Source organism: Thermococcus aegaeus (assembly GCF_055393685.1).
This window is the reverse complement of the sequence record NZ_AP042464.1, coordinates 1,420,609-1,443,817: the sequence shown is the minus strand read 5'-3', so window position 1 is coordinate 1,443,817 and position 23,209 is coordinate 1,420,609. Positions and strand designations below refer to the sequence as shown.

The 23,209-nt window shown below is 43.4% G+C and carries 20 protein-coding genes; 11 read left to right on the top strand and 9 right to left on the bottom strand.

Annotation, left to right across the window (positions count from 1 at the left end; translation table 11 throughout):
* Nucleotides 1–42: 42 nt before the first annotated feature.
* Nucleotides 43–2,442: a heavy metal translocating P-type ATPase gene (locus ACZ5NL_RS07755; protein ID WP_464841728.1), complete on the bottom strand. Its 2,400-nt coding sequence runs from the start codon at nucleotides 2,440–2,442 to the stop codon at nucleotides 43–45.
* Nucleotides 2,443–2,562: 120 nt separating this feature from the next.
* Here ACZ5NL_RS07755 and ACZ5NL_RS07750 point away from each other — a divergent pair, with 120 nt between their 5' ends.
* Complete coding sequence (locus ACZ5NL_RS07750) at nucleotides 2,563–3,183, top strand: TRASH domain-containing protein (RefSeq protein WP_464841727.1); 621 nt, start codon at nucleotides 2,563–2,565, stop codon at nucleotides 3,181–3,183.
* On the opposite strand, the gene ACZ5NL_RS07745 is transcribed toward ACZ5NL_RS07750, so the two are convergent.
* The gene (locus tag ACZ5NL_RS07745) at nucleotides 3,124–3,864 is read right to left on the bottom strand and encodes a cytochrome C biogenesis protein (RefSeq protein ID WP_463280511.1); all 741 of its coding nucleotides are present in this window, start codon (nucleotides 3,862–3,864) and stop codon (nucleotides 3,124–3,126) included. The two genes, ACZ5NL_RS07750 and ACZ5NL_RS07745, sit on opposite strands and share 60 nt — an antisense overlap.
* A gap of 118 nt (nucleotides 3,865–3,982) precedes the next feature.
* The gene (locus ACZ5NL_RS07740) at nucleotides 3,983–4,342 is read right to left on the bottom strand and encodes a hypothetical protein (RefSeq protein ID WP_463280512.1); all 360 of its coding nucleotides are present in this window, start codon (nucleotides 4,340–4,342) and stop codon (nucleotides 3,983–3,985) included.
* A 218-nt stretch (nucleotides 4,343–4,560) separates the two neighbouring features.
* Between ACZ5NL_RS07740 and ACZ5NL_RS07735 the strand changes: the two genes are divergently transcribed.
* The 4 genes from ACZ5NL_RS07735 (at nucleotide 4,561) to ACZ5NL_RS07720 (ending at nucleotide 8,332) form a co-directional block, all read left to right on the top strand.
* A complete protein-coding gene (locus ACZ5NL_RS07735) occupies nucleotides 4,561–5,106 on the top strand; it encodes a class I SAM-dependent methyltransferase (protein ID WP_464843397.1) in 546 nt (181 codons plus the stop codon).
* Between the two features lie 174 nt (nucleotides 5,107–5,280).
* Complete coding sequence (locus ACZ5NL_RS07730) at nucleotides 5,281–6,450, top strand: PLP-dependent cysteine synthase family protein (RefSeq protein ID WP_464843396.1); 1,170 nt, start codon at nucleotides 5,281–5,283, stop codon at nucleotides 6,448–6,450.
* Nucleotides 6,447–7,604, top strand: a complete 1,158-nt coding sequence (locus ACZ5NL_RS07725) for a cystathionine gamma-synthase (RefSeq protein ID WP_464841725.1) — start codon at nucleotides 6,447–6,449, stop codon at nucleotides 7,602–7,604. The genes ACZ5NL_RS07730 and ACZ5NL_RS07725 overlap by 4 nt, the downstream gene beginning before the upstream one ends.
* On the top strand, nucleotides 7,601–8,332 hold the full coding sequence (locus ACZ5NL_RS07720) for a class I SAM-dependent methyltransferase (protein ID WP_004068004.1): 732 nt from the start codon (nucleotides 7,601–7,603) through the stop codon (nucleotides 8,330–8,332). The genes ACZ5NL_RS07725 and ACZ5NL_RS07720 overlap by 4 nt, the downstream gene beginning before the upstream one ends.
* 252 nt (nucleotides 8,333–8,584) lie before the next feature.
* Here the strand turns inward: ACZ5NL_RS07720 and ACZ5NL_RS07715 are convergent, their stop codons facing one another.
* The 5 genes from ACZ5NL_RS07715 to ACZ5NL_RS07695 all read right to left on the bottom strand — a co-directional run bounded on the left by ACZ5NL_RS07715 (nucleotide 8,585) and on the right by ACZ5NL_RS07695 (nucleotide 14,656).
* The gene (locus ACZ5NL_RS07715; RefSeq protein ID WP_004068003.1) at nucleotides 8,585–8,881 is read right to left on the bottom strand and encodes an SHOCT domain-containing protein; all 297 of its coding nucleotides are present in this window, start codon (nucleotides 8,879–8,881) and stop codon (nucleotides 8,585–8,587) included.
* Nucleotides 8,882–8,978: 97 nt separating this feature from the next.
* Nucleotides 8,979–11,129, bottom strand: coding sequence for a heavy metal translocating P-type ATPase (locus ACZ5NL_RS07710; protein WP_464841723.1), 2,151 nt, complete (start codon nucleotides 11,127–11,129; stop codon nucleotides 8,979–8,981).
* A 58-nt stretch (nucleotides 11,130–11,187) separates the two neighbouring features.
* Nucleotides 11,188–11,619 carry a DUF302 domain-containing protein gene (locus ACZ5NL_RS07705; protein WP_238565046.1) on the bottom strand — a complete coding sequence of 144 codons (432 nt, stop codon included), beginning with the start codon at nucleotides 11,617–11,619 and terminating at the stop codon, nucleotides 11,188–11,190.
* Between the two features lie 601 nt (nucleotides 11,620–12,220).
* A complete protein-coding gene (locus tag ACZ5NL_RS07700) occupies nucleotides 12,221–14,305 on the bottom strand; it encodes a heavy metal translocating P-type ATPase (RefSeq protein ID WP_004068001.1) in 2,085 nt (694 codons plus the stop codon).
* Between the two features lie 3 nt (nucleotides 14,306–14,308).
* Nucleotides 14,309–14,656, bottom strand: coding sequence for an ArsR/SmtB family transcription factor (locus ACZ5NL_RS07695; protein WP_004068000.1), 348 nt, complete (start codon nucleotides 14,654–14,656; stop codon nucleotides 14,309–14,311).
* 247 nt (nucleotides 14,657–14,903) lie between these two features.
* On the opposite strand from ACZ5NL_RS07695, the gene ACZ5NL_RS07690 reads away from it, so the two are divergent.
* The 3 genes from ACZ5NL_RS07690 (at nucleotide 14,904) to ACZ5NL_RS07680 (ending at nucleotide 17,859) form a co-directional block, all read left to right on the top strand.
* Nucleotides 14,904–16,259 (top strand): hypothetical protein, encoded by a 1,356-nt coding sequence (locus ACZ5NL_RS07690; RefSeq protein ID WP_464841720.1) that lies wholly within the window; start codon nucleotides 14,904–14,906, stop codon nucleotides 16,257–16,259.
* A gap of 21 nt (nucleotides 16,260–16,280) precedes the next feature.
* Complete coding sequence (locus ACZ5NL_RS07685; RefSeq protein ID WP_464841719.1) at nucleotides 16,281–17,192, top strand: helix-turn-helix transcriptional regulator; 912 nt, start codon at nucleotides 16,281–16,283, stop codon at nucleotides 17,190–17,192.
* Between the two features lie 61 nt (nucleotides 17,193–17,253).
* Entirely contained in the window at nucleotides 17,254–17,859 is a 606-nt protein-coding gene (locus tag ACZ5NL_RS07680) for a GNAT family N-acetyltransferase (protein WP_464841718.1), read from the top strand.
* Nucleotides 17,860–17,890: 31 nt separating this feature from the next.
* On the opposite strand, the gene ACZ5NL_RS07675 is transcribed toward ACZ5NL_RS07680, so the two are convergent.
* Nucleotides 17,891–18,805, bottom strand: coding sequence for a DMT family transporter (locus ACZ5NL_RS07675; protein ID WP_464841717.1), 915 nt, complete (start codon nucleotides 18,803–18,805; stop codon nucleotides 17,891–17,893).
* 730 nt (nucleotides 18,806–19,535) lie between these two features.
* Here ACZ5NL_RS07675 and ACZ5NL_RS07670 point away from each other — a divergent pair.
* Genes ACZ5NL_RS07670 through ACZ5NL_RS07660 form a run of 3 tightly spaced genes read left to right on the top strand, consistent with a single transcriptional unit; the run spans nucleotide 19,536 to nucleotide 23,207 of the window.
* A complete protein-coding gene (locus ACZ5NL_RS07670; protein ID WP_042699660.1) occupies nucleotides 19,536–20,954 on the top strand; it encodes a B12-binding domain-containing radical SAM protein in 1,419 nt (472 codons plus the stop codon).
* Nucleotides 20,951–21,949: a hypothetical protein gene (locus tag ACZ5NL_RS07665; protein WP_042699662.1), complete on the top strand. Its 999-nt coding sequence runs from the start codon at nucleotides 20,951–20,953 to the stop codon at nucleotides 21,947–21,949. The genes ACZ5NL_RS07670 and ACZ5NL_RS07665 overlap by 4 nt, the downstream gene beginning before the upstream one ends.
* Nucleotides 21,942–23,207, top strand: coding sequence for a radical SAM protein (locus tag ACZ5NL_RS07660; RefSeq protein WP_463280522.1), 1,266 nt, complete (start codon nucleotides 21,942–21,944; stop codon nucleotides 23,205–23,207). Before ACZ5NL_RS07665 ends, ACZ5NL_RS07660 begins: the two co-directional genes overlap by 8 nt.
* Nucleotides 23,208–23,209: the final 2 nt, after the last annotated feature.

Here is a 23,209-nt window from a genome sequence, read left to right as displayed (position 1 = left end):
CCAACACCACCATTATTTTGCCTTCAAAGGGTAAAAGGATTGTCAGATTTTAACGCGCTTGAGCATGAGTGAGTTCGTGACCACGCTGACACTGCTAAGGCTCATGGCCCCGGCGGCCCACTCGGGCCGGAACTGGACGCCGAAGAGCACGTAGGCCAGCCCGGCCGCGAAGGGTATCAGTATTGTGTTGTAGAACATTGCCCAGAATATGTTCTGCTTTATCTTTGAAAGCGTCTTCTGGCTGAGCTTTATGGCCCTCACGACGTCCCTCGGGTCGTTTCTCACAAGCACTATGTCGCCGCTCTCCATCGCTATGTCCGTGGCGTTTCCAACTGCTATTCCCACATCTGCCTGAGCTAGGGCTGGGGCGTCGTTAATCCCGTCCCCCACGAAGATGACGGTTTCTCCCTTCTCCTGGAGCTTCTTTACCTCGCTGGCCTTATCGCCCGGAAGCACCTCCGCTAAGATGTAGTCCACGCCGAGGGCTTTTCCAATCGCTTCAGCAGTCCTCCTGTTGTCGCCGGTTATCATGCCGACCTTCTTGCCCATCCTGTGCAGCTCCTCAATGGCCTCCTTGGCGCCCTCCTTTATCGTGTCAGCAACCCCAATCACGCCGGCCGTTCTGCCGTCCACCGCCACTATTATCGCCGTCTTTGCCTCGTTTTCCAGCCTGTGAAGGACTTCCTCGATGCCCTCTATTGAGCGGCCGCTTTCCGCGAAGAGCCTCCTGTTCCCTGCCAAAACCTCTCTTCCGCGGACTCTGGCCCTGACGCCTTTTCCGGTGATCGCCTCAAACTCCTCCGGCTCTTCCGCCTCTATCCCCAGCTCCTCGGCCTTCCTCACTATGGCCTCTCCAAGCGGGTGCTCCGAGCGCTTCTCCGCCGAGGCCACCAGTTTCAGGAGCTCCCTTTCGTCCATGCCGAAGGCTATCACGTCCGTGACCTCGGGCTTCCCCTTCGTGAGCGTCCCGGTCTTATCAAAGAGAACTATGGTTGCTTTTCTAGCTATCTCCAATGCCTCACCGTTCTTGATTAATATTCCAAGCTCGGCCCCCTTCCCAATGCCTACCGTTAAAGCTGTTGGAGTTGCTAAACCAAAGGCACACGGACAGGCTATGACGAGAACGCTGAGTAGAGTGGTAAAGGCAAACACCAATGGTCTATCGGCTATGAAATACCAGTAGGCGAAGGAGAGCAGAGATACTGCGAGGACAGTGGGGATGAAATAAGCAACCACAGTGTCAGCCAGCCTCTGCACTGGAGGCTTCGTGTTTTGGGCTTCTTCAACTAGTTTTATTATCTGAGCGAGGAGTGTATCCCTTCCAACTTTTTCCGCTCTAATCTTGAGGACGGAGTTCTTGTTTATAGTCCCTCCGATGACCTTGTCTCCCGCCCGCTTCAGGCTTGGGATGGGCTCACCGGTTATCATTGACTCGTCTACGTAGCTTTCTCCCTCGATGACAACCCCATCGATGGGAATCCTTTCACCGGGCTTTACGATTACCACGTCCCCGGCCTTGACCTCGCTTATCGGGACTTCGATCTCCTTCCCTTCCCTCAGGACGGTTGCCTTCTTCGCCTGGAGCCCCATGAGCTTCTTTATTGCCTCACTAGTCCTCCCCTTTGCCCTTGCCTCAAGGTAGCGTCCGAGCAGGAGGAACGCCATAAGGAGGACGCTAGCCTCAAAAAAGTTGAACTCCCTCGGGATTACCCCAAATGTCGCTAGGACGCTCGTCAGGTAGGCCGAGCCGATACCTAAAGCGTACATCACCTCCATGTTGAGGGTCTTGTGCTTGAGCGAGGAGTAGGCCTTCCTGAAGATTCCCCTGCCGGCGTAGGCTATTGCCACCGTCGCGAGGAGGAAATGGATGTAGATCAGGTTTTCAACATAAATTCCAAACCTCTTCAGCTGCATGGAGAGAAAGAGGGGTATTCCGACACTCCAGGCCACTATGAGGTTGCGTTTCATCTCCCTTATATGCTTTTCCCTCACTTCCCTTTCGATGTCGTGGCTCTCTTCACCCTCCACGCCCAAAAACTCGTACCCCACGCTCTCAACGGCCTTCTTAATGTCATCAATATCAACGAGCGAAGGATTGTAAGAGACCCTTGCGCTCTCAGTTGCAAGATTAACGCTCACCTCCATGACCCCAGGGAGCTCCTTTATCGCATTTTCAACGGTCTTAACACACATCGCACAGGTCATGCCGCCGATTTTGATCACTGCATTCCTGCGCTCCCTTATTACCTCATATCCCACTTCTTCTATAGCCCTGATGATCTGATTCAAGCTAACCTTTGACTCATCAAAATCAACGAAAACCGTCTCACTGTTCAGGTTTGCCTTTGCAGTTCTCACACCATCTAATTCAGCCAAGGCCATTTCTATGGTTTTAACACACATGGCACAGGTCATGCCGTTAACTTTAAGAGTTATCCTCACACTCACCACCATTATTTACTTCGTGATGAAACTTATGGGCATTATTCATACCAAAATGTAAAGTCCAACCGAATGTCTTTTATATTTTGGTAACCAACTTCTTCAAGTGAGGGGGTAATGATGAACAGGCTGGACGACCTTGACCTCAAACTCATATACCTCCTAATGGACAACGCAAGGCTCAGCATATCCGAGCTGGCTGATAGGCTTGGAGTTAGCAGACCCACAGTTAGAACAAGGCTTGAAAAGCTCGAAAAGGATGGAATAATAGAAGGCTACACCATAAAACTAAATCCAGAACTTCAAAGAGCTCATAACGTGATCGCCCTTGTTGTTAGAACAGAAAAGCCAGAAAAGATGGATGAATTCGAGGAGATAATCGAGATAAATCGCTTCACAAGCACGAAGTACCTCATAAAAGTCGCTGTCAATGCTATGGAAGATCTCAAGCGGGTCATCGAGGGGACGGGCGTTGAAGTCCTCGAAATAATGCCAATCCTTGAGAGCAGAGAAAAAAGACTCAAACCGAAAATAAAGGTGCCCTTCAAGTGCGATTACTGTGGAAAAGAAATCGTGGAGGAGCCGATAGTCTACAAGTACCGCAACAGGGTCTACTTCTTCTGCTGTCCGACCTGCCTCCGGGAGTTCAAGAAGGCAAGGGAAAATTTGGAGAAAGTTAAACTATCCAAGGAGCAGAAGGTAGAGGATGCTCACGAACACGAGCACCATACCCATGGCTAAGTCCCCTCTTCCACTCATTTTTGAGAGTTTGTTGACAGCTTCGCCGAGCTTTGCATATCTGCTTCCATAGTGGAACCCCAACGTAACTAATGCCAAGGGAAGCACTGAAATCCCAATGAACACTCCCAAGAGTACTGCCCTAGTGCCTAAGGAGAATCCATCAGATAACAAAGAGGTTACAAGCAAATACGAGGGAAGAACACACGAAAGAGAGAGAAAAGACAGTATGCCACCCACTAAAAAAGCACTCGGTGGTGATGTGGCCCTCTCAAGAATTCTGTTGCTTTTCTCCCTCAGGGGGTTGCTTGGGGATATTTTTACATATCCCAGAGATGATGCTATTTTGTAGGCCCCCACTAAGATACCAAATGCCACAACAAAGTACCTTAGACCCATAAATTTTCCGTGGAGGTTCATCAAGACGGAGGCTATTATGGTATATCCCAGAAAAGCTCCCGCAGTAAACGAAAGTCCAACTTTGAGAACCTTATTTTTGTCGATCAGGGCTATCATCGAGAGGAGAAACACAATCATCAGGAAAATAGAGGGCCTTAATGCATTCAGAATTCCAAGTGCTATTACGGAAAGGGTCGTCAATCCCGTAAATTCGTTTATGGGCTCGGCTAGAACTCTTCCGTTCATGCTTAACAGCCAAAATAATATCAAGATGGTCTTTTTCATTTTGTGGCACCTCTTATGCAACAAGTTGCCAAATTTTATGGAATGACACTGAGAACATTAGCATAAAAAGTCCTTTCACAGCACCAATCCCTCAAAATATGAATAAAAGATAGGCAAGTCATGGGTTCTCTTCTTCCTCTTCTTCAAAACCCATATACTTCTCACATGCCTCGTGCATTTCCTTCATTTCTTTCCAGTTAACACCCATGTGCTCTTCCATCTCCGCTTCCATTTCTTCATGGAGCTCGGTGAAGTTCCCATCGGTCATGTACTCCTCCATCTCCTCGTGTTCGTCCATCATGCCGTGCATGCCGTAGCCCATCATTCCCATGCCCATTCTATGGCCGCCCATTGGGCCAAAGCCCCAGTGCGAACCGGTCTTCTCTCCTATGTCAAACCCGCCACTGTGGGCTAGGCCGTACGGGATTGCTATGAGCGCCCCAATTATGAATCCGATTAATAGCGACTTCCATTCCATCTTATCATCCTCCTGTTTCTTTTTCTACTTACTACTAAGTGAACACAATATTAATAGGCTTATCATTCCCAACATGGCAAGCAAAAAGTTGTTCCTTTACCAGAATGGAAGGATAATCTTAATTGGAAGTTTGCAAAGATAATTAACAGGCGAGAAGCGTGAACCCCGCGAAAAAATATGATAGATTTGCAAAGATTTATGATCTGTTTGAGAGCCCGATGGAGATACAGGCTTTTTCAAAATACAGGAAAAAAGCCCTAAGTCTTGTTAAAGGCAAAGTCCTCGAGATAGGAGTAGGAACGGGAAAGAACCTCCCATATTACCCAAAGGATGTGGAGGTTATTGGCATAGACTTCAGCAGAAACATGCTTAAAAAAGCCGAAGAACGGAGAAGGAAGGTCAGGTTAGAAAACGTCAAGCTTTTATACATGGACGCCCAGAACTTGGAGTTTGAGGATAATACCTTCGACACTATAGTTAGCACTTTCGTCTTCTGTACAGTTCCGGATCCAATTAAAGGACTAAAAGAGGCTTACAGAGTCCTAAAACCCGGAGGAAGGGCAATATTTCTTGAGCACATGAAAAGCGAATCAAAGCTTCTCAACGTCCCTCTCTACCTCATGGAGCCCTTCATAAGAACGCTCCTCGGAACTTCTCTGCTGAGAGAAACTCAGAGAAACATCGAAAGGGCGGGCTTTAAAATAGAAAAAGTTGAGAACCTCTTTTATGATATCGTGAGGCTGATAGTGGCGACAAAACCATAAAAGCAAATAAAACACAAAAAAAGCCTATGGACTTCACAGTTCTGTCCAAAACCTTTTATTTCAAACATTTCGTTAAATAACCATGAGTTGTTTCCTATTTTTCAAAAAGCAGCTTTGCCGCAATCGAAAGATATATATGCGCTTTTATTCACTAATGTGTAAGTGGTGGTTAGAATGGAGGAAAATTACACAAAAATGGGTATTTATGATGACATCGTGCAGACGATAGGTAACACTCCCCTGGTGAGGCTCAGGAAGATAGAGAGGTACTTTGGCCTCAAGAATGAGCTGTATGCTAAGGTGGAGTTCTTTAACCCTGGAGGAAGTATAAAAGACAGAATCGGGAAATACATGATTGAGGGTGCAAAGAAAGAGGGTAAAATCGTCGAGGGAGCCGTGATAATCGAGCCAACTTCTGGAAACACCGGTGTAGGTCTCGCACTTGTAGCAGCGGATGAGGGCTACCTGACGGTCTTCACGATGCCCGATAAGATGAGCATCGAGAAGGAACTCCTTCTCAAGGCCCTTGGAGCGTTCGTCATAAGAACACCAACGGCCGTTTCTCCAAGTGATCCGAACTCCTATTATAAAGTCGCCGAAGCTGTAAGAAACCTCATATGGAAGAAAGAGAGAGCCATTAGTAGGGAAGAACTCAGGGAAATAGTCGAATACGTGCAAAGACTCGTTAGGGAGGAAAGACTGGAAGAGCTGGAGGCCATCCTTGAGGAAAAGGTCGAGGAGACCCCCTACGCCTATATACCCAACCAGTACTTCAACAAGTACAACCCAATAGCTCATTACGAAACGACCGCCAGGGAAATTTGGGAGCAGACCAATGGGGAAGTAGACTATCTCTTCGCTGGCATAGGCACCGGAGGGACGATAACTGGAATTGGGCGCTATCTGAAGGAGAGAAAGGATATCAAGATAATCGGGGTTGACCCTATCGGCTCGATATACAACCTTGTGAAAAAAGGAACGAGTTTAGAGGAAGCTGTAAAGAGGGCTCATCCGTACCTCGTCGAGGGAATAGGGGAAGACCTGTTACCAGATACTGTAGATTTGAACTTAGTTGATGACATAGTGGTAGTTAATGACCAGCAGGCGTTTGCAATGACTCGCTTCCTTGCAAGGAAAGAGGGCATTTTAGCAGGAGGCTCTTCGGGGGCAGCTCTCTATGGAACCATAAAGTACCTCAAAGAAAATGGTGTTGAGGGCAAGAAGGCCGTCGTGATATTCCCGGATACGGGAAGAAACTACCTGACGAAGATCTTCAATGATGAATGGATGCTGAAGAACGGCTTCGAGATTGACGATGAAAAGGTTCTGGAGGTGCTGAGATGAGGTTCTCAACCAAGGCGATTCACATAGGCGAAGAACCAGAGAGAATGCAATACGGCGATGTGGTATCCCCGATCCACCTCTCAACAACCTTTGCAAAGAAGAGCGTAAAGGAGGTTGAAGAGGGCTATGTCTACTCGAGGAGCGGCAATCCAACGAGGGACAGTCTTGAGAGAAAGTTAGCAGCGCTTGAGAATGCAAAGTACGGACTTGTCTTCTCCTCCGGGCTTGCAGCCGAGTCAACGGTGCTTCTGGCGCTGTTAAGGAGAGGGGACCACGTTATAGCGTTCGACGACCTCTACGGCGGCACGAAGAGGCTCTTCAATCAGATAATGGAGCGCTTCGGACTTGAGTTCACCTACGTCGATGCGAGAAATCCAGAGAACGTTAGAAAGGCAATAAGGAAAAACACGCGGATGATCTGGCTTGAAACTCCCACAAACCCGCTCCTGAAGCTTGCGGACATAAAGGCGATAGCAGAGATCGCCCACGAGGAGGGCATCATAGTGGTAGTGGACAACACCTTTGCGAGTCCCTACTTCCAGAACCCCCTCGACCTCGGAGCGGACATAGTGCTCCACAGCGTCACCAAGTACCTCGGCGGACACTCGGATGTCGTCGGTGGAGCGGTTATGGTAAACGATGAGGAGCTCTATGAAAAGCTCAAGTTCCACCAGAACGCGGTTGGAGCGGTTCTTTCGCCCTTCGATTCCTGGCTGGTCATGAGGGGCATCAAAACTCTCTCCCTCAGGATGGAGAGGCACGAGAAGAACGCCATGGCAATAGCGAAGTACCTCGAGGGGCACCCGCTGGTTAAGCGCGTTTACTATCCAGGTTTGCCGTCTCATCCACAGCACGAGCTCGCGAAGAGACAGATGAGCGGCTTCGGTGGGATGCTTTCATTTGAGCTTAAAGGGGGTCTTGAGAAGGCCATAAAGTTCGTTGAGAGCTTAGAGATCTTCGCACTTGCTGAGAGCCTTGGCGGAGTGGAGTCCCTTATAGAACTGCCGGCGATCATGACGCACGCCTCCGTCCCCAAGGAAGAGAGGGAGAGAGTGGGGATAAGAGACTCGCTCATCAGAGTCTCAGTTGGAATAGAGGACGTCGAGGATCTCATCGAAGATCTTGAGAGAGGGTTCCAGGCGGTGGGAGAATGATATCGACTCTTGATGAGGTCAGAGAGTTTCTAAAAAAGCTCAGCTTTGATGAGAATTCAATAAATGAGCTTATGGATCAGATAGAGTACTTCGAAAAAGAAGCCCCGGAAAGGGACGATATTGTTAGAGACTATCTTAGAGAAGAGTGCATACAGACAATAGTAGAGGAAATAGTCAGTGAAATCATGAAGCTGAATAGAAAAGGACTCAAGATACTAGACGTTGCGGCCGGTTCCGGATTCTTTACTGAGAGGATCAAAAAGAAGCTTGAAGATAACGGAGTCGATGTAGAGGTCTATGGGTTGGATATAACTCCAAGCATGTTGAAGAGACTTAAGTACAAGGGCATAATCCCCATATGGGGCGTCGCCGAGAAAATTAAGGAATCTGTCAATATTGCAAACAAACAGTACAATATAAATGCCCCAGAGAAATTTGATGTTGTTTTATCCACCTTAGCATTTCACCACTTTCTAGAACCAGAGAAAGTGCTAAGAAGCATGAAAGAGGTTCTAGAGGATGGGGGAATTGTGGTGATAGTTGATGTCCTTAAACACGAGCATGAAGAGCTTAAAGAAACTTTGAAGGACACCCACCTTGGATTCTCGCTGGAGGAAATCAGGGAGATGGGTTCGAGAGTATTTAACCTAACAAAGGTCAACTATATGGATGTTTACTGTGAGGTTGGCGATATTATAGTTGGCTTGTATAAAGCCGTGTTTGCCTGACCAAGTAGTTTCTTTTTTCTGCTGTTTCTTTTAGCTTTGAGTGAGCTTTTAAGAGTCTTCTTCTAATATTATGCTCTGCTATAAGTATATTCAGCATTTTCCCTAAAATCCCATAGTGGAGAGTATGGTAAACGCTCTCAACACTTAGAGTTTTGTCATCCACAAGAATAGATATCATAAAAGGAAACCCAACACGCGGCTGTCCCTGACGGGTTTCATTTTGATACTTAAGAATAAAAAATAGAGAGATCTTCAGCCTTCCAGGATTTTTCTCTTCCTCCTTTCATATTCCTCGTCGTCTATCTCACCTCTGGCGTATTTTTCATCGAGAATTTCAAGTGCCCTCTTCTTCGAGGCTTTTTCCGTTCTGCTTGTACTTTCTATCAACCACTTGACAAGCCATATTATCCCGACTATTATCAGAACCCAGAACAACAGCATGAAAATCATGCCGAACCATCCAAACCAGCCAAATCCCATCATATGATGCCACCCCCATTCTTCTCCAACATGAACCAAAAAGTCTCCACCAATGTTCTCAAACATCATTTTTCTTTCACCAATGCCTACTCTTTTTCTAAAGACTATATGGTTTATCTCTATCGAAATGGAAATAATCAAATCAAAAATTTTCCAAAAATAAAGTTCAAGCCTTCAAAAACCTTGCATTTATGGCAACTATAACTGTACTCAAGCTCATTAACAAAGCACCTACAGCTGGGCTTAGCAATATCCCATAGCTGTAAAGTGTACCAGCTGCTAGGGGAATAGCAAATGTGTTGTAACCAGTAGCCCACGCTAAATTCTGCACCATCTTCCCATAAGTTGCCCTCGCAAGGTGTATTGCCGTTATCACATCCCTTGGGTCATTCTTGACGAGGATTATGTCTGCACTCTCTATTGCCACATCGGTTCCAGCTCCAATAGCTATACCTACATCGGCTTGAATCAAAGCCGGAGCATCGTTTATGCCATCCCCCACCATTGCAACTATGAACCCGTTTTCCTGGAGCTCTTTAACTTTCTCAGACTTCTGATGAGGCAAAACCTCTGCAAAGAACCCGTCTAAACCAAGCTCTTCCGCCACCCACTTTGCAACTTTGGCGTTGTCTCCTGTAAGCATATATGCCTTAATACCCATCTCGTGGAGCTTCTTTATAGCTTCCCTTGACTCAGGTCTTATCTTATCTGCTAAGGCTATTGCTCCTGCAAGCTTCCCATCTATTATTAAGAAGACCACGGTCTTACCTTGCTCAAGAACCTTATCAACACGCTTGTCATCTTTCCAAAGGCCATTTTCCTTCACGAAATTGGGGCTCACTACAAAGACTTCTTTTCCGTTAATAATACCTTGAACTCCTTTACCCGGCAGAACTTTTGATTCCTTGACTTCGTAGGATTCGAGATTGAGCTCCTTTGCCTTCTCAACTATACCTTGCGCAATTGGATGGCTTGAGTGGGCTTCAAGGGCAGCAGCATATTTTAGAATTTCGTATTCTTCAACGTCTTCCAGTGGGATTACATCAGTTACCTCAAATTTGCCCTCTGTTAGTGTTCCAGTTTTATCAAATACCACCACTTGGACGTCTTTAGCTCTCTCAAAGGCCTCCCTGTTCCTTATAAGAATTCCTTTTTTGGCTGAAATCGACGTGGAGACTGAAACAACAAGTGGAACTGCCAATCCAAGAGCATGCGGACAAGTTATAACCATCACCGTCACCATACGTTCAAGGGCAAAGACAAAGGGCATTCCCATATAAAGCCACGTTCCGAGGGTTATACTACCCGCTGTAATCGCTATGAGCGTGAGGTAAAAAGCAGCTCTGTTCGCTAAATCTTGGGTTCTAGATCTCGTCTCCTGGGCCTGCCTCACCAGCTCGACGACCTGCATGAGGTAAGTATCCTTCCCTGTCTTCTCTATCCTGACCTTTATTGCGCCTTCGAGATTTATTGAACCGCCTATAACACTGTCGCCGCGCTTCTTATAAACAGGTTTTGACTCCCCCGTGAGCATTGCTTCGTTTACACTTGTCTCTCCCTCAATTATGATCCCGTCAGAGGGTACTTTCTCTCCAGGCTTGACAAGGACAATATCCCCCTTTTTTAACTCACTTACTGAAACATCTTTTATTCCCTCTGGGGTTATTAAGTGAGCCTCAGTTGGCATGAGCTTTATCAGCTCTTCTAAGGCTCTTGAAGCGCCTAAAACAGAACGCATCTCGATGTAGTGGCCTAAAAGCATGATGTCAATAAGCGTGGCAAGCTCCCAATAGAATGTTTTTCCAGGCAACCCAAAGGTGACAGCGACACTGTAAGAAAACGCTACCGTAATTGCCAGGGCAATTAACGTCATCATCCCAGGTAGTCTCTTCTTGAGTTCTTCTACCATACCATTAAGAAATGGCCAGCCACCGTAGAAGTAGACCACTGCAGAGAGGCCGAAGAGAACGTAACGATCGCCGGCGAATGTGAACGTAAACCCAAGGAACCGCTGAATCAGAGGAGACAAGATCAGTATTGGAATCGTGAGTATTGCAGAGACTATAAATCTTCTCTTAAAGTCCTCCATCATCATTTTGTGATGCTCAGCATGTGAGTGCCCATGATCTTCGTGGCCCTTATGTTCGTGCTCCATATGATGATCATGTCCAGCGTTTTCTTCCATCACGCCCTTATGCGTGTGCATACTGCTCTCCGCCTCATGATCTATGTGCATGTCATGACCCATTTCATTATGACCTCCATGTCCCCTGGCTCCGTGGTGGACATGCATTTTTTCTTCATTATCTTCTTCCATCACACACCCCTCCAAATAATTTCTGATTTTAACCAGGTTAATGTTCCTGAAAAGGAAATCAGACCCTATTCACAACATCTCTAAGGATTTCTTCCACTTTGGTAGCGACTTCAATGAGTTCCTCATTCCCGGCTACACTCATAGCAATTGTTGGGAGCGTGAGGCTTACGTGAGTTTTCCCTTCTTTAACATAAACAAGGATGTTGCAAGGTAGGAATGAACCGCTGTTTGGATCGATTTCAACAAGTTGACTGGAGAACTCTGGGTTACATGCCCCGAGAATGACATAAGGCTCCATATCCAGGTTAAGCTTTTCTTTAAACAGCTTATCCACCCTTATCTCGCTGAGAACTCCAAAACTTGCTTTTTTTAGTTCCTCTCTAACCTTTGCAACGGTTTCATCGAACCCCTCCCCGACCATTTTTGTGTATGTATACCCTTTCTCCATTTCTCCCATTCCGTGCATTTCACGGGCGTGTTTTCCACCCATGCTCTCATACCCTTTCCATGGCCTTTGCAGCCGCCTTTCATTTTTCCTTTCATTCTCCCGTTCATTTGAATCACCTCTTGTTTTCTTCAATGTTATGTATATCTGGAAATAATATGAAGATTATCCTTTACAAATCGGTAATTGAAACATAAAAAACTTCCAAAATTGAAAATATATCGAGGGTATTGATTAAGCTTTTGGTACTCACGAGCCTCTTTCCCCGGAGGCTAAGCCTGAACTTCCGTATGACATCCGGAGGAATAACCTTTCCACTCGGGTTCTTGAAGCAGAGAGCATCGAAGGAACACATCCATTCCTGACATTATATTGAGCGAAACTCAAACCGGCAAGGAGCACCATGACAAGCCCGGCAATCCCCCATAATTACCACATGCACCAGAGCAGCTATTTCACCTATCTGTATTGACCAAAGTCCTCTCAACGAGACCTAAGGCATCAGAACAAAGTGGAGCGTATATTCCGCCCATATTGCAACTGAAACATGAAGCGGTAGGGTTTTCTTCTTTCGTAAGCTTTCTTAGTCTCAGACCACAAAAGGAGACTAAGAAAAGAAAAAGACTCCAATGCGTAAAGCACATCATCACCTCAGAATCCTCATTGCATTGAAGACCGCTATAAGGGCAACGCCTACATCCGCAAACACAGCCTCCCACATTGTTGCCTCCCCAATAATTCCAAGGCTTATGAATGCCAGCTTGACACCGAGTGCTAGTATTATATTCTGCCACACTATTCTCTGAGTCCTCCTTGCGATTTTTACTCCCCTAGGAAGCTTTGAAGGCTTGTCATCCATTACGACTACATCTGCAGTCTCTATTGCCGCATCACTTCCTAGGGCTCCCATAGCTACACCCACATCAGCTCTGGCAAGCACTGGAGCGTCATTTATGCCATCTCCAACGAAGACTATCTTCTCATCGCCCTTTTTCTTTCTCTCAAGCTCCTCAATGACCTTAACTTTATCCTCAGGTAAAAGCTCTGCGTAAAATTCATCGATGCCAAGTTGTTTGGCGATTTCATCAGCTACGTCCCTGTTATCTCCAGTGAGCATAATGACTTTCTTGACTCCAAGGCGCTTGAGCTCCTTCACTGCAATCGGCGAGTCCTCTTTTATCTCATCTGAGATTATTATATACCCGGCATATTTGCCATTGACTACAATGTGGGCTACTGTTCCCTTAACATGGCATGTGTCGTGCTCGATGTTGAATTTATGAAGAAGTCTGTCATTGCCAACCATTACCTCAGTGTCATCTATCCTCGCTCTGACCCCATGTCCAGCTATCTCCTCATGTTCCTTAATTTGAGTCTCGTCGATTTCTCTTCCATAGGCCTCCTTTATTGCCTTGGCTATTGGGTGGTTAGAGTGAGCCTCTGCTAATGCCGCGAATCTTAAGATTTCATCCTCACTGAAGCCGTTTCTCGTTTCTATCTTTGTAACCTTGAAAACACCCTTGGTTAGGGTTCCAGTTTTGTCAAAAGCAACTACTGTAGCTCTGCTAAGCGCATCAAGGAAGTTTGACCCTTTAACAAGGATTCCTTCTTTGGCAGCTCTTCCAATTCCCCCAAAGTACCCTAAGGGAATCGAAAGCACAAGGGCGCAGGGGCATGAAATAACTAGCAGAACCAAAGCCCTATAAACCCACTTTGAAAAGGGCTCTCCAAATGCTAGTGGTGGAATCACTGCTACTAATGTTGCTAGAGCTACCACACTTGGTGTATAACGGCGAGCGAATTTTGTAATAAACCTCTCTGTCTTAGCTTTTCTAGCACTCGCATTTTCCACGAGCTCAAGAATCCTTGTAATCGTTGATTCTCTGAGCTCTTTTGTCACCTTTACTTTTAGGAGACCACTCAGGTTAAGCATGCCTGAGAGGATCTCATCACCTTCTCTAACAGTTTTTGGAACGCTCTCTCCAGTCAGGGCGGATGTGTCAACGTTTGAAGTTCCCTGGATAATGATACCATCAACTGGAACTCTCTCACCCGGCTTGATTAGAATTATGTCCCCAACTTTGAGTTTTTCAGGCTTTATTTGAACAACTTTATCCCCTACAAGGAGGTTAGCGTACTCGGCCTTCAGGGCAAGGAGGGACTTAATCGAACGCCTCGATCTATTTACCGCCAGATCTTGGAAGAATTCTCCAACGACATAGAACAGCATGACACCAACAGCTTCAGGGTATTCCCTAATAGCAAAAGCTCCCAGCGTAGCTATCGCAATAAGGAAGTTCTCATCAAATACATTACCGCGTATTGAGTTGATCACAGCGTTCCTGAGTACTTTCCATCCGACAAGAAGATAACTCATTGTAAAGATCCCTAACACGAAGGCATTGTCCATGTCGTAGTAGTATCTCAAGACGATTCCAATAACAAACAACATGAGCGAGGGTGTTATGAAGTAGAGCGCCTTCTTAGGGTCTTCGTCTCCATCATGATGGTGCTCGTGGCCATGCTCGTGCTCTTCAGCGTCTATTACCTTCACGTCTGGTTCGACTTTCTTGATTATTCTCTTTGCCTTCTCTATATCCCCCTCTATTACGGCCTCTTTTGTAGCAAAGTTGACCAGAGCAAACTCAAAGCCTTCTTTTTTCAGTGCTTCCTCTATTTCGTAAGCACAGCTTGCGCAATCAAGGCCTTCCAATTTGAGCTTTTTAGGCATACCTCACTCCCTCACATGTTTCAATGCAATTTTCAAGACATCTTTGATGTGCTTATCATCCAACCTGTAGAAAACGTTCTTCCCATCTTTTCTGTAAGCGACGATTTTCCTGTCCTTTAGGATCCTCAACTGATGTGAAATGGCAGACACTGAGAGACCGGTAATATTTGAGAGGTCACATGTGCACAATTCTTCTTCTAGAAGCGCAAAAAGTATCTTCAACCTAGTTGGGTTCCCCAAAGCATCAAAGAAGTCTGCAATGTCTAAAATCAATTCCTCCTCTGGTAACTTCTTTTCAACCTCTAGTATCTTATCCATATGTTCCTCATATACTTTGCATATTTCTGTCATTTCATCACCTCCATATTTGAACAATTGTGCAAATATTTATAAACTTTGTCCCTCATTTACTATCACTAATGCTAAAACAATAAAGCTAAAACTATAAAACAACGAATTTAGAAATTCTACTATAAGTTCACAGAAATGGCACAATTCTGTTCGCTCAAAGAAACTCCTAGAAACTCAATGAAACCTTTAAATTCCACCGTTTCCCTAAAATATAAAGACCTCCCACGTATAATTGAGGTGAGAAAACATGATCTCAAAAAGAGTGATTGGTGCATCACTCTTTGCTCTCTTATTGCTCGGAAGCATAGGGCTGGCAAGCAACGTGACGATGTCAAATGAGACAGCCTCTATTGACAATGAAACAACAGTAATGGGCAATGTAACTGTAGATATTACGCTCAATGTGAGCTTGGCGGAGCAAGCTTATGGTCTGTTGCTTATTATCGAGAAGCTCTCGAACTATGTTACTGTTATGATTAACGCTACCCTTAATGTAGACAACGAAATTCTTCAGGAGTTTAATGAAACGGAGGCTCTCAGAGAAGCCGCATGGGGGGCTTACAACAGCTCAAACTACCAACTTGCAATAGAGCTTGCAATGGAAGCCATGGAAGGGTATAGAGATATAATTAAAGAACTAATGCCAGAAGAAGAGACAACTAAAAACGAAACTGAAGAGTACGAAGAGCTTATAATCGAAGCTCAACAAGAACTTAGAAGGGCACAAGAGTACCTCTCCTATGTAGAGGAGATCCTAAATGAGGCATCGCAGTTGGGAATAGATGTCTCACTTTTCCTTGAATTATATAACCAAACAGCAGAAGCTTACGAAAAAGTTGAGATTGACATAACTAACGGAAATCTTACCGCACTCAATGAAGACCTCAAGCTTGCTGAAGACCTCAGAGAAAAGCTGAGTGAAGCAATTGAAGAAGATTTAATCCCACAAATGCTCTCAATGAAAGCCGATGAAATCTCAATAGTATTTGTCTCCAAGCTGAACGTGCAACTAAACAGAACAATTGAACTCATGAACATGATTGAAAACCTGACACAGATTTCCAATGTTACATATCCCCCAGGGTATGAAGAAGAAATTAGGGATATCCTGAAAGATTACCAAGAAGAACTTAGGGAGATTGTGGAAGAGGTCAACAACCTCATAGAAGAAGGAGAATACGACGAAGCCCTAGAACTAATAGAAGAAATCAATGAAGAGCTGAGGGACATTGTAAACGAGATCAAAGAGGTTCGGGAAGAATTTTACAAGGAGTACTTGGAGAAATACTGCGAGGAATATAGAGAACAGGGCGAGGAAGGACATTATGAGAAGTACTGTGAGCGAGGAGAATGGGAGAGTGAAAAAGAAAATCATAAAGAGTATGAGGAAAATGACGAGTACAAAAAGGAGTATGAATGGGAAGAAGAGAAAGATAAAAACCATGGAGGAAACTACACGGAAAAATGGGAAGAAGATCATGAAGAAGAGAAAGAAGAACATGAAGAGAACTATACAGAAAATTGGAGAGAAAATTGGGAGGAATATAACTTCCCAAAAAATGATGAATCCAACGAGCCTGAAAAAGAGGAAGAGGACAATTAATAACATATGGAGGGATTTCAAGTGAACAGGAAGCTTGTAGTCAGTATACTCTTGCTTTTTGTTTTTTCACCCCTTACTTTAGCCCAATATACAGTAGAGAACATAGAACTTGCCGTGTATGAAGACGGGTATGTAAAAGTTACCCAAATAATAACTCCCGATGAATATACTGTGGTGGTAGACGTTCCCCTAATAGGAGGAAACGCTAAGGGCCTAATGGTTAGAGACGAAAATAATGAACCCCTCTTGTATAAGTTAAATAACTCTATCTTATCCATTTATTTTGAGAATGTTACTAATATCCTAGTTACTTACTACACTCCTGATTTGACATCTAAAGATGGTCCGCTTTGGAGTATTAATTTAACTTCCGAAGTCCCAGTAACGATTGATTTCCCTGAAAATGCCGTGATAGTCGGGTTAAATTCAGTTCCCCTTAAAATCGACAAGAACAAACTCATAATGCCTCCCGGAAACATCAGCGTTTCATACGTAATCGAAAGAAATCCTTCCTCTGCTACTTTAGGAACAGAAGTCGAAAGCAATCCCCCAAGTCCACCCCAACAAGGAGTACAGCAAGAAACAAACACAAAATGGCTCTTTTATGCAATACCGATCTTAGCAATACTGATCGCTGGAGGGTATTTATTAATCAAGAAGCAGCCGTCAGAAAGTTCTACAAGCAGCTTCTCCCTACCATTAAACAGAGAAGAGTTCCAGAAGAAAATCGAAGAGATGGATCTCTCAAGAGACGAAATGAGAGTTTTGCTGTATCTCTACGACAGGGGAGGCAAAGCGCCTCAGGCAGAGATGAAGAAGATGCTCAACATACCAAAGACGACCGCGTGGAGAATGTTCAAGCGCCTTGAGGAGAGGGGTCTGATCAGGATCTACAAGAAGAGGCGGGAGAACTGGGTGGAGCTCCTTTTTTAATCTCCCTTCGATTATCTCCTTTTCAGTAAGGCTTAAATAATTGCCCCGCGAATACTGTCCCATGCCAGAGATTGTTATTGAACCTGCCAAAGGAACGCCGGAAGAAGCCGGGCACTTCGCAGAGCTCATGCGCATTTCAGCTCCGGAGTTTTTTCCAGACCTCCTGGGGAAAAAGTTCAGGAAGTTCTTTGTGGGGGCTTTCCTCGAAAAGGGGAATCTTTTCAGCCATAAGCACGTCGTTTTTGCGAGGTTCAAGGGGAAAATAGCCGGAATGCTCCTAAGCTACGACTGGAAGGCGAAGAATAAAGAAGAAGGCAATACCGGCTGGCTCATGATGAAAATCCTCGGCTTCGACTTCCTCAGGCAGCTTCCGGCCTTCATAAGCTCCATCTCTGGGAGTGGAAGGCTTGAGAAGGGCGGTTACTACATCAGCAACGTAGCGGTCTATACGGACTTCCGGGGGAGGAAAATAGGAAAGGCTCTGATGCTGAAGGCGGAAGAGCTTGCCAGGGAAAGCAAGGCTAAGAAGCTCGCCCTGGACGTTGAGGTGGACAACGAGGTGGCGATAGCAGTTTACAAAAAGCTCGGCTATACCATCGAGAGGGAGCATGAGATTGGGCTTGGGGGCAAAAAGTACCGGTTCTACAGAATGATGAAGCCGCTCTAACCCCGGTAGTTCTTCCCCATTCAAAAAGCAGTTACTTGTGGATTTCTTCTCTGGAGAGCACGTACGCTCCAAGGAGCATGATCATGCCAAAGACGACCTTCAGTGCCGTGAGGCTCTCGCCAAGAGCTAGGAAAGCGAAGAGAGCACCTATGAGTGAGGAGGTCGAGAAAATTGCTCCCGTCCTCATCGCACCGATTTCTCTAAGGGCGAACAGGAACAGTACGAGGGAAAAGCCAATGCTGAACGCACCGACGGTTAAAACGTACGGAAGGCTCTGGAGCGGGATGTAAAAGGGGACTCCAATTAGAGAGGCTAGAGTTAACAGTGCACTTCCTCCAAACAGCCCCTTCAACGAAGTTACCAGAAGTAAATCCTTCTTAACGCTCAGGAGCTTGCTCAAATTGTTGTCTATTGCCCATGAAAGACCTGCCAAGATTATTAAAATGTTCCCGACAATGCCCTTGCTCAGCTCTACTTCCCTAAAGTTTTCTGTCGAGATTACAACGGCTCCAATTAAGATTAAGAGAATTCCGATAATGCTTCTTCTTGAGGCTCTTTCCTTAAAGACTATAAGAGCTATTAAAACAGTAAACAGCGTCTCGGTGTTGAGTAAAAGGGACGCATTAACAGCTGTTGTCCTATTCAAGCCAAACATGAACGAAAGAGGGGCTAAGAAAGATCCAAAAAGTACTATAAAGGCTAATATTAAAATGTCTCGCTTTGAGAAGAATTCTTGAGTTTTGACCCTGAATTCAAGCCTCTCAAGGATTTTGCCCCTGAGCGGCGTAAAGCGAAGGAGCATTAAAACTATCCCCGCCGTTAGATAGATACTTCCCGCTATTATCATTGGATGAACATTTCTAAGGGCGATTTTATTCAGCGTTGAACTTATTCCAAAGAGCAGAGCAGCTAAAACTGCACTCACATAGCCATAGTGATGCGTCATGATGACAAATACAAAAGGGGAGGTTATAAACGTATTTCACACAAAACGAAAAGAGATAGCACGGAATAGCATTGTTCGAACAGCTGTGCCCATACTCTGTTCTAAGAGGTAAAGAGCGGACTTTCATCATTCAATCACCACGCTAATATTAAGAAGATAGAATAATTCACACTTATCAAGCTAGATATCAAATTGAAGGGGATAAACAGCAATATTGGGCTGAACAGCAGTGCAAAGCAATTATTAGGATACGTGTTGAAAGTTAATTGAGTTTAGGTATTTCGCAACCTACGTAATATGTCGTTTGGTGGAGAATAGGAGGATGGATGTGTAAGCGCCAATGCTTACTAGATTTTGAGGGCTTATCTGAGGAAGTATCGTGGTGTCAGTTTCAGGTAGTTACAGGGTTATTTTGGACTTTCTGGCGTTAATTCTGAATAATAGGTGGGGGTTCTCAGAATTAACACCAGCCAAAATATCTAGATGAGCGAAAAGCTTATTACTCTAAATTGAGGTTATATTAATGAGGTGGTTTATGCATGGAGAGTACTGTAAAAATGGTACCTCAAGAACAAATTCAAGACTTCAAAGCTCAGAACCTTTTTATACCAAGGATTTTGAAAGAAAAACCCCCACGTCCTATCACAATGTCTAAAACCGGTCCATGTCCCCCCAAAGATCCGTACTTTTAGTTTTTATTTTTTCCACTTTTAAAACAGGTGATGTTATAATGAGATTGGCTTTAATTAAGCTTCCTATGGGAGCTCATCTTAGTTCTCATCCACCTTTAGGAATAACATATTTAGCATCTTATATTATTCAGCATAATATTATAGAACCATCAGATATATGTCTTTGTGACTTGGATTTAGTTCTACGCAATGCCTATTTTGATGGATTGGATATTTTGCATCTTTCCAAAGGAGAACTGCTCAAGTTACTTGCTGACACGATCGCAGGATTAAATTGTGAGATAATCGGATTTACAGTATATAACCATAATGTTAGATTATTGTCTGATATAGTAAAAGAAATACGAGATAAAATCCCAGATTCAATAATAATTATTGGAGGTCCCTTCCCCACACTCTTTCCTAAAATGGCCCTCAAGTATACTGGAGCAGATTATGCCGTTATTGGGGAGGGTGAACAGACACTATATGAACTTCTTAACTATCTAGCAACTGGCAAACCAAAACTAAACCGAATCAGAGGAATTGCATATGTGGATAAAGAGGGAAATATTAAACTCAATCCTAGGAGAGAACTTATTAGTAACTTAGACAAGATTCCGTTTCCAGCATTTGACCTGCTTCCTCTTGATGAGTATTGGGAATTCGATTACTTTCCTTCACTTCCACTGATAACTTCAAGAGGGTGTCCCTATCAATGCACTTTTTGTTCAGAACGCATAATTTGGGGCAAAACTGTCAGATTCAGAAGTATAAAAAATGTAATAGATGAAATAGAGAGAGATATATACGATTTTGGTGTAAGGGAAATATTGTTTTATGACAGCACCTTTACCCTTAATAGAGATCGTACTATAAATCTTCTTAAGGAGATAATTAATAGACGTCTTAATGATGAGGTTAGGTTCTTTGCTCAAACTCGTATAGACTGTATTGACAAAAAACTTCTTGAATTGATGAAACAGGGAGGTTTTGCCATGATTACATTTGGGGTTGAGACGGTAATAAAGTCAAGCATTGTAGAAGCTAACAAAGGGTATCCTCACTATATAGACGTTATTAATCATATTAAGGAACTAGTTAAACATGCCATTAAACTTGGGTTATATGTCAATGTGAATTTCATTATAGGATTCCCCTCAGAAACAAAAGACGAATTGCTCAAAGAACTTCAGTTGATTAAAGAATTACGACAATATGGGGCAATTCCCCGAGTTCATTTATTAAATCCTGAAGGAGAGCTACTTAATAAATACAAAGATGAATTAATTTCTAATCCAACTTATTATCGGGAGTTTTCCTCCCCATTAGAAGGAATCTCCGAACCAATTCCAGAAATTGATTCAGACTATTTCATTATACCTCCAAAGAATCTTAGCATTGATGAATATGTTAGTCTTTTTGAAGAGGCAATGTTTATAAGCGGTAGCATTGAGCCGGCGGGGATTTATTTATGATGAGGATAAAGATTGTTGATCCATTAACTTACTTTTCTACAGAAAAACTAAAAGAAAAAATCATTGAGCATTATTATCCTCCAAATTTCCCATTTTTCTTTACTTATCATTCTCTTCAGACACTTTTTGCGTACATTGTAAAAAAAGAAAATATTCTTGGAGAGATAGCAATGGTCAAAATTGGAAGGATCTTACATGTTGAACGTATTCTGTTGGATGAAGGAGAAAATGAGTTGGAATCAATTCTTTCTTTGATAAATACTTTTGCTACAAATTACCTAAAAGCACAAGAGGTTAGATACTATGTTTTAAAAGAAGTCAGTGGTGACATCTTCTTTCCTGGATCTAATACAGTTATAGGATCTCTTATTCCTACTAAGTACTACCCTCTCTTTAAGAAAAAGCAATTTTTGGAAATAGATTGCAGAATTGGATATCAGATAAAATCACTAAAAGACGTGGCAGATGTCGATACCTCTGACATCAATTTAAGTATAGGTATGGAGCCAAAACGTTACTACGAATTTCATGGAATACCAAATTATCCGGTAAATTTTATTCATGAAATATATGGGAAATTATTATCTCCCAACTTTTTTGTATTAAAAGCAGCTTTTAAAAATAGGGACATTGCTCTCTTTCATTGGTATCCAAATTACTATAGATTACTAAAAGACAATCCCATGATATTGTTTAGTGATATGAACGAAAATCAAATATCAGAAATTATACAGCGACTAAAGGAGGCAAAGATATTCAAAATCTTGTTTCATCCTAATATACTCGGCAAAATTGATTTAAGAATTGTCTTGGCCACTATAAAAGCTGTGTTAGATTTCCTTCATGAACAATTTGGTATAAAGCATATTCAAATTGGCAATTTTAATCCTTTTACTGAATCTTATTTAACATCGGCTTTACAAGAATTAGGAATGACCCCTATCTATGAATTTAGGACATTTTCATGGTGCACTGGAGGTGTGTGTGATGGATAAATATTTTGTTCCCAGACCTAGAATTATAATGAAAGAGTATGGTGGATGGTCAACACTGTATGATTTACGAAAGAGAAAGAGCCTGGACATTAACAAGGAGGGGGCTTTACTCCTTAAGCAGATTATAGGAAAGAGAGTAAATGAGGTACTGACTAAATTAGCAAAAGAACTAACACCAATTGAGATGGAATCAATTCAGAAATTCCTTGAAGAACTAATTCATGAAGGATGGCTTAGTATCTCCACACAACCAAGTAAGTTAAAAGTTATTAGGGGACCATTAGAAGCTGTCTATATTGAAGTGCTCAGAATTTGTAATTTGAACTGCAATCATTGTTATCTCCCAGAATGGAAGTCTAAAATGTCCTTTAATGATTTTTCACTAATATTGAATGAAGCATCAGAGTTGGGTGCATATAAAACGAGTATAACAGGAGGAGAGCCATTATTACATCCCGATATCTACAAAATGATCCAATACGCATATGATCTTGAATTTGACGTCAATCTCCAAACTAATGCAACACTTCTCACAAGCCATATAGTACAAAAGCTTACTAAGTACGATGTTTCAATTACAACTAGTTTAGACGGATTAGAGAATGTCCATGATGAGTTTAGAGGTATGAGTGGTGCATTTTCACGCACTTTAAGTGGAATACGTTTGGCCAAAGAGGAAGGATTACCAGTAAGAGTTAACGTCACATTGCACTCAAAGAACATTGATTCAATCCGTAAACTATTGTTGATGCTGAATCGCTTAGAAGTAGATGAAATAAATGTATTCTATCCTATCTTTACGGGGAAGGCCAAGACCATGAATGACATCGTTCCATTTTTGAAAGCTGTAAAAATTTTGTATGAAAATGAAGACTTAATCGGTTACAAGAAATACTATAATATTGCTATGTATAGTGGAAACTGTACTTTTTGTGGTATAGCTGAATGCTTTTTATTTATTACTGCTAGAGGAGACGTAACACTATGTCCTGCATTTTCAGGAGATGAGACATTTTATATAGGAAATATTCATCAACATACCCTATCTGAGTTATGGAACAGTAAAAAAAGAAGGGATCTCTTAGATAGATTGCAGTGCAAATTAATTCAAGAATGTCCCTATTCCAGAGGATGCAAAGGCGGATGTAGATCAAGAGCTTACTATTTCAGTGGTAAAAATCCATCTGCCCCGGATGTTATCTTCTGCAACCTCTGGAGGCTCTTGTTTTCGGAAAATATCAAAGAACCTCAGAGTTGAGA